This window comes from Arthrobacter sp. 05L421 (genome assembly GCF_056397785.1).
The window spans coordinates 36,228-48,951 of the sequence record NZ_JBFTOC010000008.1 but is presented as its reverse complement, the minus strand read 5'-3'; the positions used below and the strand labels follow the sequence as shown (position 1 = coordinate 48,951).

At 66.9% G+C, this 12,724-nt stretch carries 13 protein-coding genes; 10 read left to right on the top strand and 3 right to left on the bottom strand.

Features of this window, described 5'->3' with window-relative positions; genetic code table 11:
* Nucleotides 1-4: 4 nt before the first annotated feature.
* Both iolB and AC1DKQ_RS11280 read right to left on the bottom strand, forming a co-directional pair.
* A complete protein-coding gene (gene iolB / locus AC1DKQ_RS11285) occupies nt 5-901 on the bottom strand; it encodes a 5-deoxy-glucuronate isomerase (protein ID WP_476919033.1) in 897 nt (298 codons plus the stop codon).
* A 136-nt stretch (nt 902-1,037) separates the two neighbouring features.
* The gene (locus tag AC1DKQ_RS11280) at nt 1,038-1,778 is read right to left on the bottom strand and encodes a GntR family transcriptional regulator (RefSeq protein ID WP_476884986.1); all 741 of its coding nucleotides are present in this window, start codon (nt 1,776-1,778) and stop codon (nt 1,038-1,040) included.
* Nucleotides 1,779-2,126: 348 nt separating this feature from the next.
* Here AC1DKQ_RS11280 and AC1DKQ_RS11275 point away from each other — a divergent pair, with 348 nt between their 5' ends.
* From AC1DKQ_RS11275 to AC1DKQ_RS11250, 6 genes are read left to right on the top strand one after another with little or no spacing between them, the layout of a single operon-like run.
* Nucleotides 2,127-3,122 (top strand): substrate-binding domain-containing protein, encoded by a 996-nt coding sequence (locus AC1DKQ_RS11275; protein ID WP_476884985.1) that lies wholly within the window; start codon nt 2,127-2,129, stop codon nt 3,120-3,122.
* A gap of 52 nt (nt 3,123-3,174) precedes the next feature.
* The gene (locus AC1DKQ_RS11270) at nt 3,175-4,224 is read left to right on the top strand and encodes an ABC transporter permease (RefSeq protein WP_476884984.1); all 1,050 of its coding nucleotides are present in this window, start codon (nt 3,175-3,177) and stop codon (nt 4,222-4,224) included.
* A gap of 15 nt (nt 4,225-4,239) precedes the next feature.
* Nucleotides 4,240-5,157, top strand: a complete 918-nt coding sequence (locus tag AC1DKQ_RS11265) for an ATP-binding cassette domain-containing protein (RefSeq protein ID WP_476884983.1) — start codon at nt 4,240-4,242, stop codon at nt 5,155-5,157.
* Between the two features lie 30 nt (nt 5,158-5,187).
* On the top strand, nt 5,188-6,306 hold the full coding sequence (locus tag AC1DKQ_RS11260; RefSeq protein WP_476884982.1) for a Gfo/Idh/MocA family oxidoreductase: 1,119 nt from the start codon (nt 5,188-5,190) through the stop codon (nt 6,304-6,306).
* On the top strand, nt 6,306-7,175 hold the full coding sequence (locus tag AC1DKQ_RS11255; RefSeq protein WP_476884981.1) for a TIM barrel protein: 870 nt from the start codon (nt 6,306-6,308) through the stop codon (nt 7,173-7,175). The genes AC1DKQ_RS11260 and AC1DKQ_RS11255 overlap by 1 nt, the downstream gene beginning before the upstream one ends.
* Nucleotides 7,136-8,122, top strand: a complete 987-nt coding sequence (locus AC1DKQ_RS11250) for a Gfo/Idh/MocA family protein (protein WP_476884980.1) — start codon at nt 7,136-7,138, stop codon at nt 8,120-8,122. The genes AC1DKQ_RS11255 and AC1DKQ_RS11250 overlap by 40 nt, the downstream gene beginning before the upstream one ends.
* A gap of 144 nt (nt 8,123-8,266) precedes the next feature.
* On the opposite strand, the gene AC1DKQ_RS11245 is transcribed toward AC1DKQ_RS11250, so the two are convergent.
* Entirely contained in the window at nt 8,267-9,040 is a 774-nt protein-coding gene (locus AC1DKQ_RS11245) for a gamma-glutamyl-gamma-aminobutyrate hydrolase family protein (protein WP_476884979.1), read from the bottom strand.
* A gap of 39 nt (nt 9,041-9,079) precedes the next feature.
* Here AC1DKQ_RS11245 and AC1DKQ_RS11240 point away from each other — a divergent pair, with 39 nt between their 5' ends.
* The 4 genes from AC1DKQ_RS11240 to AC1DKQ_RS11225 all read left to right on the top strand — a co-directional run bounded on the left by AC1DKQ_RS11240 (nt 9,080) and on the right by AC1DKQ_RS11225 (nt 12,681).
* Nucleotides 9,080-9,574 carry an SRPBCC family protein gene (locus AC1DKQ_RS11240; protein WP_476884978.1) on the top strand — a complete coding sequence of 165 codons (495 nt, stop codon included), beginning with the start codon at nt 9,080-9,082 and terminating at the stop codon, nt 9,572-9,574.
* Nucleotides 9,575-9,588: 14 nt separating this feature from the next.
* Entirely contained in the window at nt 9,589-10,296 is a 708-nt protein-coding gene (locus AC1DKQ_RS11235; RefSeq protein WP_476884977.1) for a FadR/GntR family transcriptional regulator, read from the top strand.
* 273 nt (nt 10,297-10,569) lie between these two features.
* The gene (locus tag AC1DKQ_RS11230) at nt 10,570-11,865 is read left to right on the top strand and encodes an MFS transporter (RefSeq protein ID WP_476919032.1); all 1,296 of its coding nucleotides are present in this window, start codon (nt 10,570-10,572) and stop codon (nt 11,863-11,865) included.
* Between the two features lie 39 nt (nt 11,866-11,904).
* The gene (locus AC1DKQ_RS11225) at nt 11,905-12,681 is read left to right on the top strand and encodes an SDR family NAD(P)-dependent oxidoreductase (RefSeq protein WP_476884975.1); all 777 of its coding nucleotides are present in this window, start codon (nt 11,905-11,907) and stop codon (nt 12,679-12,681) included.
* Nucleotides 12,682-12,724: the final 43 nt, after the last annotated feature.

Sequence of the window (12,724 nt, the reverse complement as noted above, 5' to 3'; positions counted from 1 at the left end):
CGGCCTAGCGGCCAAACGGCAGCCGCGGGTCCGGGTTCTGGCCCTCCCAGGTCTGGCGGATCCAGCCATGGTGCGGATCATCGCTGATGAGCCACGCCCGGACCGGGCCCGGACCGGCCATGACGTTGAGGTAATACAGGTCGTAGCCGGGGGCGGCCATGGCCGGCCCGTGCCAGCCGTACGGCACCAGGACCACGTCGCCGGTCCGGACCTCGGCCGCAACGTCGATGGGCCGGTCGTCGGAGGCGTAGACGCGCTGGTAGCCGATGGCGTCGTCGGCGCCGGGGCGCTGCGGTGCTCCGGGCGTCACCCGGGTTTCGAAGTAGTAGATCTCCTCAAGATTGGTCTCGCCGTCCTTCTCCTCGTCGTGCTTGTGCGGGGGATAGGAGGACCAGTTTCCGGCCGGGGTGAGGACCTCGCAGACGATGAAACGGTCCGCCTCCAGCGCGGCGGGGGTGCCGAAGTTGTGGACCTGGCGGGAGCAGTTGCCCGCTCCGCGCAGTTCCACCGGCGTCTCGGCGGCGGTGATGAGGCGGGTCGGGTAGGAGGCTTTGGCCGGCGCGGTGGCCACCGCCACCCGTCCGCCGTCGGGCGAAGTGATGGCTACTGCCTTGCCGGCTCCGGTGTAGAACACATCGCTGGGGCCGCTGAAGACGCTGTCCCGGCCGGCCAGAGCGTAGTCCTGGCCGTCCACGGTGGCCACGAAGGAGCCGCCCAGCGGGATCACGATGCGTTCTTCCGCCGCGGCGTCCAGTCCGACGGCGCCGCCGGGCGCCAGTGTGGCGACCTTCAGCCCGGTGTGTGCCCAGCCGTCCACCTCCAGTCCCGAATCTGACGTCCCGATCGAAATGTCCCACTTGCCTTCGGCGGCGGTGCCGAGCGGATAGACCCAGGTGGCCATGGAAGTTGCCCTTTCGTTGTCGCGCCGGAGGAGGGCGCGTGTGTGTGCGGGGTTGGAGGCGGTGGCGTTCGGAGCTGGCGCCTGACTCGACGCCCTACCGTTCGGCGCCGACCGTTGAGCTCTTATCTCTGAACTCTTACCTTTGGACCAGTGTCATTTCGAAGCTGTAGGAATCCGCCCGGTAGACGTGGTGGCCGGTTTCCACATTGCGCCCGGTGTCGTCCACGGCGGTCCGCTCCATGGTGACCAGGGCGGAGCCGGGCGTGGTCTCAAGCAGCGGCGCCTGGTAGTCGTTGGCGATCATGGCGCCGATCCGCTGCGAGGCCAGGCGGAAGTTCACGCCGCCGTTGCGCAGGATGGCGTAGAGGCCCTGCGCGCCCAGGCTTGCCTCATCGATGGCGGTGATGTCGTCCCGCACCCAGTTCTCCATCAGGGCCAGCGGCTTGCCGCCCACTTTCCGGAGCCTGGTGAAGTGGTAGACCTTGGCGCCGGCCGGAAGGTGCAGCGCCGTCCGGGTCACGGCGTCCGCCTCCTCGTGCGAGAAGCTGAGCACGTCGGTGGTGGGCTTGCTGCCGTTGTTGGTCAGGTCGTCGTAGAGGCTGGAGAGTTCCAGAGGGCGGCGGACCTGGCTGGAGACCACCTGGGTGCCGACTCCGCGCTTGCGGACCAGGAGGCCGGAGCGGACCAGCTCATCCATGGCTTTGCGCATGGTGGGCCGGGAAAGGTTCAGCTGGGCGGCCAGGTCGATCTCATTTTCCAGCCGGCTGCCGGGCTCCAGCAGCCCCGTGTGTATCGCGGCCTCGATGCCCTGCACCACCTGGTGGTACAGGGGCACCGGGGAAGAGCGGTCGATCCGCAGATTTAGTTGATTCGCCACTGGGCGTGCTCCCTTGTGCTCCGCGGCGGCCGAAGGGCCAGCCGGTCTGCGTATGTCAGGCTATGTTCGCTTGATAGGACATACTGCCTTTTTCTGATAGTAGCAGGGCCGCCGCGGGGAGCCAAGGACCGCCCTGAGGGGCCAGAAGGGTAGAGGCTGGGCGGGCACTACGGGAACGCTCTGGTTCGCAAATTTGGCCATCTCTTCACGTTGCGTTACGTCAAAACATCCTAATGTCAGGACAAACTATTGACAACTGTGATTGGAGTCACCATGATCGGTGGTAGATGGCTCACAGACCGACGCGATGAAGCGGCCGGCGTGGCCCGGAATCGAAGGAGATTGATCGTGACCAAGTTCTCGTGGCGGAAAGCGACCCTCGTGGCGGCCGTTGTACCCATGCTGGCCCTGAGCGCGTGTTCCAGCACCGGTGGCAAGCCCGCTGACACAGGAAATGCAGCCGGTGGCGGCCAGGTTGCCTCGACGCCACGGATTAAGATCGCCTTAATTACCCACGCCGCAGCGGGCGACACGTTCTGGGACATTGTTCGTAAGGGCGCCGAGGAGGCATCGGCCAAGGACAACGTTGAGCTCCTCTACACGTCCGATCCGGAAGCCGGGCGCCAGGCCCAACTCATCCAGCAGGCTGTCGACCAGAAAGTCGACGGCATCGCGGTCACGCTCGCCAAGCCCGAAGCCCTCAAAGACGCCCTGAAGAAGGCCACCGACGCCGGAATCCCGATTGTGAGCCTCAACGCCGGCGAGGATGTCTCTGCGCAGCTGGGGGCGTTCACGCACTTCGGCTCGAACGAAAAGCTCGCCGGTGAGGCGGTCGGCACCCGGCTCGCGGCGGAGAACTTCAAGCACCCGGTCTGCGTGATTCAGGAGCAGGGCCACGTCGGACTTGAAGCCCGGTGCGCCGGCGTCAAGGCGAAGGTGCCCGGAACGGAGATCCTTTACGTCGACGGCAAGGACATGACCTCCGTTCAGTCCACCGCCACGGCCAAGCTCCAGGCGTCCAAGGACGCCGACGTCATCATCGGCCTCGGCGCACCCATCACCCTGACTCTCCTCAAGTCGGTCGCTGACGCCGGCAGCTCTGCCAAGGTTGCCAGTTTCGACCTGAACGCAGAACTCGCCCAGAAGATCGTGGATGGTGCAGTTCTGTTCACCGTGGATCAGCAGCCGTGGCTGCAAGGCTACGGCGCTATTGACGCGCTGTGGCAGAAAAAGCGCGGCGGCTTCAGCATCGGCGGCGGCCAGCCTGTCCTGACCGGTCCCGCGATCGTCGACAAATCAAATGCGGCCGATGTCCTGAAGTTCGCCCAGCAGGGTATCCGCTAAAAGCCCGCTGGCCGGGCCGGTGTATGCCGGCCCGGCAGCAAGGAGAATTCTCATGACCGTCACCCAGACCAAGACAGAGTCAGCGGCGCCCGATGAGCGCGTCGCCAAGCGCAGTCCGTTCCAGAAACTTCTCGGACGTCCCGAGGTCGGTGCCCTGGTGGGCGCGATCGTCCTCTTCATCTTCTTCGCGTTGGTGTCCCCGACGTTTACCCAGCCCGGTGCCCTGGCCACCATCCTGTACGGTTCCTCCACGATCGGGATCATGGCGGTGGGGGTGTCCTTGCTGATGATCGGCGGGGAGTTCGACCTTTCCACCGGCGTCGCGGTGATCACCTCGGCGCTGACGGCGTCGCTGTTCAGCTGGAACTTCAGCACGAACGTCTGGGTCGGCGTCGGCCTGGCCCTGGTGGTCTCCCTGTCCATCGGCTTCATCAACGGCTGGATCCTGATCAAGACCAAGCTGCCGTCCTTCATCGTCACCCTGGCCACGTTCCTGATGCTGACCGGCCTGAACCTGGGCCTGACCCGGCTGATCGGCGGCTCGGTCTCCTCACCCTCGATCGCCAACATGGACGGCTTCGACTCGGCCCGGGCGGTCTTCGCGTCCTCCGTGAACATCGGCGGGGTCGAGGTCAAAATCACGGTGTTCATCTGGTTCGCGCTGGTCGCGGTGGCCACCTGGGTGCTGATGCGGACCCGGGTGGGGAACTGGATCTTCGCCGTCGGCGGGGACGCGAACGCGGCCCGCGCCGTGGGCGTGCCGGTCAAGGCCACCAAGATCGGGTTGTTCATGGCCGTGGGCTTCTGCGCCTGGATCCTGGGCATGCACAACCTCTTCGCCTTCGACACCGTGCAGTCCGGCGAGGGCGTGGGCAACGAGTTCCTCTACATCATCGCCGCGGTGATCGGCGGCTGCCTCCTCACCGGCGGCTACGGCTCGGCAATCGGCGGCGCGATCGGCGCGTTCATCTTCGGTATGGCCAACAAGGGCATCGTCTACGCGCAGTGGAACCCGGACTGGTTCAAGTTCTTCCTGGGCCTGATGCTGCTGCTGGCCACCATCGTCAACCTCATCGTCAAGCGCCGCGCGGAACTCAAGTAAGGGCCGGAGAGAACCATGAATGCCAAAGAGATCGACCAGCAGACCCTGCTGCAGAACGAACAGGACCCCCTCACCCACACCCCCGTGCACCTGCTCTCCCTCGACGGGGTCGCCAAGCACTACGGCAATATCATCGCCCTGTCCGACGTCACGATGGCCGTGGACAACGGCCGCGTCACGTGCGTGCTGGGCGATAACGGCGCCGGCAAATCCACGCTGATCAAGATCATCGCCGGTCTGCATCAGCACGACGCCGGGGTGCTGAAGGTGATGGGCGAGGACCGGAAATTCGCCTCGCCCCGGGACGCCCTGGACGTCGGGATCGCCACCGTCTACCAGGACCTCGCGGTGGTGCCGCTGATGCCGATCTGGCGGAACTTCTTCCTCGGCTCCGAACTGACCTCCGGCTTTGGCCCGTTCAAGAGCATGGATGTCGAGAAGATGAAGGACATCACGCTCAAGGAACTCGCCGCGATGGGCATCGACCTGCGCGATGTGGAGCAGCCCATCGGCCAGCTCTCCGGCGGTGAACGCCAGTGCGTCGCGATCGCCCGGGCCGTGTACTTCGGCGCGAAGGTCCTGATCCTGGACGAGCCCACCGCGGCCCTGGGCGTGAAGCAGTCCGGCGTGGTGCTGCGCTACATCCTGCAGGCCCGCGACCGCGGCCTCGGCGTCATCTTCATCACCCACAACCCGCACCACGCCTTCCCCGTCGGGGACCGCTTCCTGCTGCTCAAACGCGGCAAATCGATCGGCTACTACGACAAGAAAGACATCACCCTCGACGAACTCACCGCCCAAATGGCCGGCGGCGCCGAACTCGCCGAACTCGCCCACGAACTCGAACAACTCGGCGGCCACGGCGACATCGTCAAGGAAGTCCAGGGCGACGTCGCCGACGTGTCCCAGACGACCGGCAAGACCTACGAATAACTGCCGTCCCAAACCTGAAAGGACAAGCCTTTGGCTTACCTCAACCGCAACGCGTCCGACGCCGCCCAGCCAGTGCGGATCGGGCTCATCGGCTCCGGCTGGATGGGCGCCTTCCACGCCGAGAGCATCGCCCGCCGTGTCCCCGGCGCCGTCCTTGCCGCCATCGCCGATCCCAACCTTGAATCCGCCGGGGCGCTGGCAGGTGCCCTGGGCGCCGCGAAGGTGACCGCCGACGCCGCCGATCTCCTGGCCGACCCGGAGATTGACGCCGTCGTCATCGCCAGCCCGGCGCGTTTCCACTCCTCCCTGATCGGCCAGGCCGCAGCCGCCGGGAAGCACGTCTTCTGCGAGAAGCCCTCAGGGCTGGGACTCGAGGAGCTCGACGCGGCCCTGGCCGCCGTCGACGCTGCCGGGGTGCACTTCCAGATCGGCTTCAACCGCCGGTACGCCGCGGACTTCCAAGCAGCCAAGAAGGACCTTGCCGCCGGAATCGCGGGGGAGCCGCAACTGCTGCGTTCCCTGACCCGGGACCCGGGCACCGGAAGCATAGGCCACGCCGCAAGGATCCCGGCGTGGACCATCTTCCTGGAGACCCTGATCCACGACTTCGACACCCTGAACTGGTTCAACGAGGGCGCCGAGCCCGTCGAGGTGTACGCCGTCGCTGACGCGCTCGTGGAACCGGACCTGCGCGAGAAGGGGTTCCTGGACACCGCCGTCGTGACCATCCGCTACAGCAACGGCGCGATCGCCGTCGCCGAGGCAAACTTCAGCGCGCTGTACGGCTACGACATCCGCGGGGAGGTCTTCGGCTCCAAGGGCATGGTCCAGGCCGGCCGCGCCACCGAAACCACCGCCCGCCGGTTCACCGCCGAGGGGATGTCTGCCGACACGCCACGGCTGAACGTCGAGCTCTTCCGGCAGGCCTACACTGACGAGCTCGTGGACTTCGCGGACGCCGTGCGCGCCCAGCGGGACGGCCGGCGTGACGGAACAGAGTCCGAATCGAAGACTGAGCCGGCGCCGAAGCCCTTCAGCCTCACCCCGGGAGCCTCTGACGCCCGGCGCGCGCTGGCCATGGCGCTGGCCTGCATCGAGTCGGTCAAGCAGGGCACGCCGGTGGCTGTCAACGAGAAGGCGGTCCTCTGATGCGGCTCGCCGTTTGCGCTGAAATGGTCTTCACCGACCTGCCGTTCACGGAGCGTGTGCGCCGGCTCCACGACGCCGGCTTCGACGTCGAACTCTGGGACTCGCGGTCCAAAGACATCGGCGCGCTCAAGGCCACCGGCGCGGTGTTTTCCTCCATGACCGGATACACCTCCGGCAGCCTGGTGGATCCGGATACGGCGGACGACGTGGTCCGGACTGCCGAGTCCCTGATTCCAACCGCCCGGGAGCTTGGCGTCAGCCGGCTGGTGGTCCACCCGGCGGAACTCGTCGACGGCCGCGCGGCCAGGCCGGTCTACCGGTCCAGCGGCCACATGTGGGCCACCGGCGCCCGGACCCTGGAACGGCTCGGGCAGCTCGGTGAAAAGTACGGCGTGACGTTCTGCCTCGAAAACCTCAACACCATCCGGGACCACCCCGGCATCCCGCTGGCCCGTGCCAAGGACACGCTGGCGCTCGTGCAGGCCGCCGGGCACCCTAACGCCAGGCTCATGCTGGATCTGTACCACGCCCAGATGGGGGAAGGGAACCTGGTGGAGCTCGTCCGGAGCGCCCTGCCGTACCTTGGCGAAATCCAGGTGGCCGACGTTCCCGGCCGCTGTGAACCCGGCACCGGGGAAATCAACTACGCGGCCGTCGCCAGGGCGCTCGTGGACGCAGGCTATGAAGGAACCGTGGGCATGGAAGCGTGGGCCAGTGGCGACAGTTATGCGGCCCTGGAGGCCTTCCGTTCAGCGTTCACCGTGACCGCAAAGGCAGCCGCACGAAGGACGTCGTGCTCGGACTCGTCGGGGTCGGGCGAATCGGCGTCATGCACGCCAACAACATCGCCGCCCTCAACGAGGTCCTGAACCCGCAGGGCATCAACGTCCGGCTCCGGCTCACCGACGTCGCCGAAGAGCATGCCCGGACGGTGGCCTCCGGTCTCGGCGCCGAATTCCTGCCGTCGGCCCAGGCTCTCCTTGGCTCCGGGCCGGACGGCCTCGTCATCGCCACCGGAACGGGAACCCACCCCGAGCTCATCAAGGCGGGTGTGGACGCCGGGATCCCGGTCTTTTGCGAGAAGCCCGTGGCCCTGAACGTGGCCGATGCCCTGCCAGTGCTCGACTACATCCGGGACCGGCAGGGCGTGGTGCAGATCGGGCATCAGCGCCGGTTCGACGCCGGCTATCTGGAGGCCCGCCGCGCCTACCAGGCCGGTGAGCTGGGCTGGATCCATTCCCTGCGCGCGGTCACCTGCGACATGACGCCGCCACCGGTCGAGTTCCTGGCCAGTTCAGGCGGGCTGTTCCGGGACTGCTCGGTCCACGATTTCGACATCCTGCGCTGGCTGACGGGCCGCGAAATCGTCGAGGTCTACGCCAAGGGCTCCAACAACGGGGATCCGGCCATTGGCGAGGCTGGCGATGTGGACACGGCCCTCGCGCTGGTGACGTTCGACGACGGCACCGTTGGAACGGTGTCTGCCACCCGCTACAACGGGGCGGGCCACGACGTCCGGCTGGAAATCCAGGGCTCCCGGAGTTCGCTGATGGTGGGTCTGGACGACAAGGCCGCTCTCGCCTCCGCCGAAGCGGGGATCGCGTTCCCCACCGGGAAACCGCACCTGACCTTTGCCGAGCGGTTCGAGCCGGCGTACCGGTCCGAGATGGCTGCCTTCGTCGAGCTGATCCTTGGCCGTCGGGAGAACCCCTGCACCCCGGAAGACGCCGTGGCGGCGTCCCGGGTGGCTGATGCCGCGCAGGAGTCGCTGGCCACCGGTGTCCCGGTCCGCGTGGCCCTGAGCGTCGCCCGGTGAGCGCCGCCCGGTGAGCGCCGCCCCCGGTGAGCTGCTGCGGCCGACCGCCAGCTGACCGGAGCCTCGGGATCGCATGCCCGGGATCAAGCGCAGTGAAACGGAAACCCCGGGGCCCCAGGCCCCGGGGTTTCCCGTTATCTGCCCTCAATCCCGGGTGCGGCACACGTCCACGAACGCCCGGAACGGCTCGAGCCGTTCCCCGGCCGGGAGCTCCAGTGCCTCGGGGTGCCACTGGACCGAGGCCACCCAGCGCTCCGGATCCTCCAGCGCCTCGACCGTCCCGTCCTCGGCCACCGCCGTCACCTGCAACTTTCCTGCCACCCGGGCCACGGCCTGATGGTGGCCGGAGGCGATCTTCACGCTCACGGCACCGGACCCGCCCCCGTACAGGGCGGCCACCTTGGAGCCGGCCTCGACCACTACCTCGTGCCAGGCCCACGGGCCGCACCCGTGCACCGGCGCGGGCTCGTGGTGCACCACTGCCCCCGGCGCCATGTCCTGGATCAGCGTCCCGCCGTAGAGCACGTTGAGCAGCTGATGCCCGCGGCAAATGCCGAGCACGGGCAGCCCGGCGTCGATCGCAAGACGTGCCACGGCGAGATCCAACGCGTCCTGGGCCTGGTTGACGTCGTAGCAGAGATCGGTTTGTGCCTCGCCGTAGAGGCCGGGGTCGAGGTCGCCGCCGCCGGGAAGAACGACGCCGTCAAGGGACGCCAGCGCCGCGGCGAGGCCGCCGTCGTCGGGCCCCGCAGCGGTGAGCAGCACCGGTTCGCCGCCGCCTTCACGCAGCAGCTCCACGATGCACTCGAACAATCCGTTGGCTTCCGCCACGCGCGGGTCGGGATCGGCGGAGCTGCTGAGGCGGACGGGAACGCCGATGCGCGGCCGGCCGCCGGAGAGGTTGCGGGAAGTCTGCATGCCTCATTCTGCAACATGATCCCGGACTAGGATTGCCAGATGAACGCCCGCTATCTCGTGTCCCGCAGCCGGTACATCGCCGCTGCCCCCGGTACCATCTTCGACGTACTCGCCACGCCGGCCCTGCACAGCGTGACTGACGGCTCGGGCACCGTGAAGGGCGCCCAGCCGCGCGGACCCAGGCGGCTGTACCTCGGTGCCAGGTTCGGCATGGAAATGAACATGCGGGTGAACTACAAGATCCTCAATAGGGTCTGCGAATTCGAGGAAGGCCGCCGGATCGCGTGGCGGCACTTCTACGGCCATGTGTGGCGCTACCTGCTCGAACCGTCCACGGGCCCGGACGGCACTGCCGGCACGCTGGTCACCGAACAGTGGGATGCGCGGCGTGTCCGCGGCAAGAGCATGCTCCGGCTGGCCGGTTATCTGCGCCGCCATCCGGCCAACCTGGAACAGACGTTGGCCAAGCTGGACGCCTACATGGCCGCGCACCCGGACTTGGGTAATGTGGAGGGCAGCACGAAACGCGACTGAAGGTGGGAACTGGGATGGGCCGCAGGACTCTGGTCGACGATCTCGTCGACGGCCTGCTAAACGACATCCTTGACGGAAAGCTCCAGCCCCACAGCACGATTCCGCCGGAAGCAGATATCGCCAAGGCTTACGGCGTCAGCCGGCTGACCGTGCGCGAAGCCCTCAAGGCGCTCCGCGCACAAAACATCCTCTATGTGAAGGCCGGCAGGGGAACCTTCGTCAACCCCACGGACAACTGGACCGGCCTGGACGCGATCTTCAAGGCCGCTTCCCACGGCAACGCGGCCGATCAGGTCTCGGTGGGCCTGATCGAGATGCGGCGCATGGTGGAGACCGGGGCCGCCGCGCTGGCCGCCAAACGCTACACACCGGAGCACGCCGAGCGGATGCGCGAGTGCATCGAGGACATGAAGCGCTTCCACGAGTCAGGCGACCTGGACCGCTTCGTCGAAGCGGACATTGGCTTCCACGACGCCGTCCTGAGGGCCTCCGGCAACCCGTTCGTCCGTGCCCTGTTCGGCCAGCTGGGCCAGCTTTTGTACATCACCCGCCGCGAGACGTCGGCTGTCGGTGTGATCCAGCAGCATGCCATCGATTACCACCAGCGGGTCATGGACAGCATCCTCAGCGGCGACGCCGAGCGCTCGCGGCAGGCGATGGATGAGCACATGGACCAGACCAATGCGGACTACGAACGGTACGTGCGGGGCGCCAAGTCCTGACGTCCGCCCCCGGGCCATTGACGTAACCCGAATCACATTCTAAGATCGTGCCTAGTCCTTGAATCAGATGTCTGACATCTGACTCAACAAGATTCCTGCAGCACGCGCTTCCAGGCGGGCAGGATGACCACCCCCATTCAAGCCATTTTCTGACCCGGCACAGCCGCAGGGCAGGAAAACACGTAAGAAGGTCGATGATGACTTCATTAGCCCCCAAGTCCTTCGGACTCGGCGAACTGGGCGACCGTACGCTGCGCAAGGTCCGCCGCCGCCATGCCCTTGATTGTCCTGCTCTACTTCGTTGCCTATTTGGACCGCAACAACGTCGGATTCGCCAAGCTCACCATGAGCGAGGACATCGGCCTGAACTCCGCCGCTTACGGTCTGGGCGCCGGCATCTTCTTCCTCGGTTACGCCCTCCTCGAGGTTCCCAGCAACGCGGGCATGTACCGGTTCGGGGCCAGGAAGTGGCTGGCCCGCATCCTGATCACGTGGGGCATCTTCGCCACCGCCATGTGCCTGGTGAACGGTGAAAGTACCTACTTCATCGTCCGGTTCCTGCTCGGTGCCGCCGAGGCCGGCTTCTTCCCTGCGATCCTGTTCTACCTGACGCTGTGGTTCCCCGCCGCGCAGCGCGTCACCGTGCTGGGCATCTTCATCCTCGCCCAGCCTGTCTCCAATGCGCTCGGCGCCCCGGTCTCCGGGCTCCTCCTGCAGATGGACGGCGTCATGGGCCTCCAGGGCTGGCAGTGGCTCTACATCATCGAAGGCATCCCGGCGATCGCGCTGGGCCTTCTGACGCCCATCCTCATGACGGACCGCCCGCGGGACGCCAAATGGCTCGACGCCGACGAGCGCAACTGGCTCACCGCCACCATGGACGCCGAACTGGCCGCCAAGTCACAGTCGGGCAAGCACAACTTCCTGGCCGGCCTCAAGGACAAGCGCACCCTGGTCTACTCGGCCCTGTACTTCGGCCTGGTGTGCGGGATCTACGGCCTGGGTCTGTGGATGCCCACCATCGTCGCGGCCCTGGGCAATTTCTCCACCGCCGAGGTCGGCTTCATCGTCTTCATCCCCTATGCCGTGGCCGCCGTATTCGTCTACTTCTGGAGCAAGCGCGCGGACCGGACGGGCAAGCGGGCCTGGCACTCCGCGGTCAGCATGGTGCTCGCAGGCGTGGGACTCCTCGCCGCCGGCTACCTGCTCCCGGTCAACCCAATCCTTGCGATGATCGGCCTGACAGTCTCGGCCATGGGGATCTACGGGGCCATCGCCCCCTTCCTCTCGATGCCCTCCGCCGCCCTGACCGGTGCGGCCGCCGCCTCCGGTCTGGCCTTGGTGAACTCCCTCGGAAACCTCGGCGGCTTCATCTCCCCGTACGCCGTCGGCCTCCTCAAGGACGCCACCGGCAGCAACCAGAGCGGGCTGCTGTTCCTGTCCCTGTGCCTGTTCCTCACCGCCGTGGCCACCTACCTCTACGCCCGCAGGCGCCCGGAGGGCGACGCCGCCCTTGACCCCGCGGTCGCAGCGGCTGCCGCCGTCGTCGCCCCGGCCAAAGCACTCTGATCCCCAAGATCCCGAACTCCCCGAAAAGGAACCTCCTTCATGACATCAATTACCCCCTTCCCCACTGAACGCACCGTGGTCCTGACCGGTGCCGCGTCAGCCCGCGGCATTGGCCGCGCCGCCGCCGACCGTCTGGCCAGCGAGGGCTGGTCCATCGTCATCCTGGACATCAATGCCGAGGATGCTGCCGCAGCTGCCGCCGAGATCGGTTCCAACCGCGCGGTCAAGGCCATCGGCGTCGGCGCCGACGTCTCGGACGCCGCTTCGGTGGACCGGGCCATCACCGAGGTCGAGGGCGCGCTGCCCCCGATCGTGGCCCTGGCCAACCTGGCCGGTATCAGTTCCCCGACGACGTTCATGGAAACCACAGTCGAGGAATGGGACAAGGTCTTCGCCATCAACATGCGCGGATCCTTCATCGTCTCCCAGCGGGTGCTAAAGGGCATGATCGAGCGCAAGCTTGGCCGGATCGTGAGCATCTCCTCGATTTCGGCCCAGCGGGGTGGCGGCACCTACTCCAAGGTCGCGTACAGCGCTTCCAAGGCCGGGATCATCGGATTCACCCGTGCCCTGGCCCGCGAGGTGGGCGAATTCGGCGTCACCGTCAACGCCATCGCCCCCGGCCCCATCGACACCGACATCATGGGCGGCACGCTGAGCGAGGACCGCAAGGCTCAGATGTCCGAGGGCATCATGATGGGACGCGTCGGCAGCCGCGAGGAAGTGGCGGCCCTGATCGCCTTCCTGCTCGGCCCGGACGCCGGTTACATCACCGCGGCCACGTATGACATCAACGGCGGCCTCCAGGTCTCCTGACCTGCCCGCACCCAACCTGCACGCACCCCCGTTGCGGTATCAC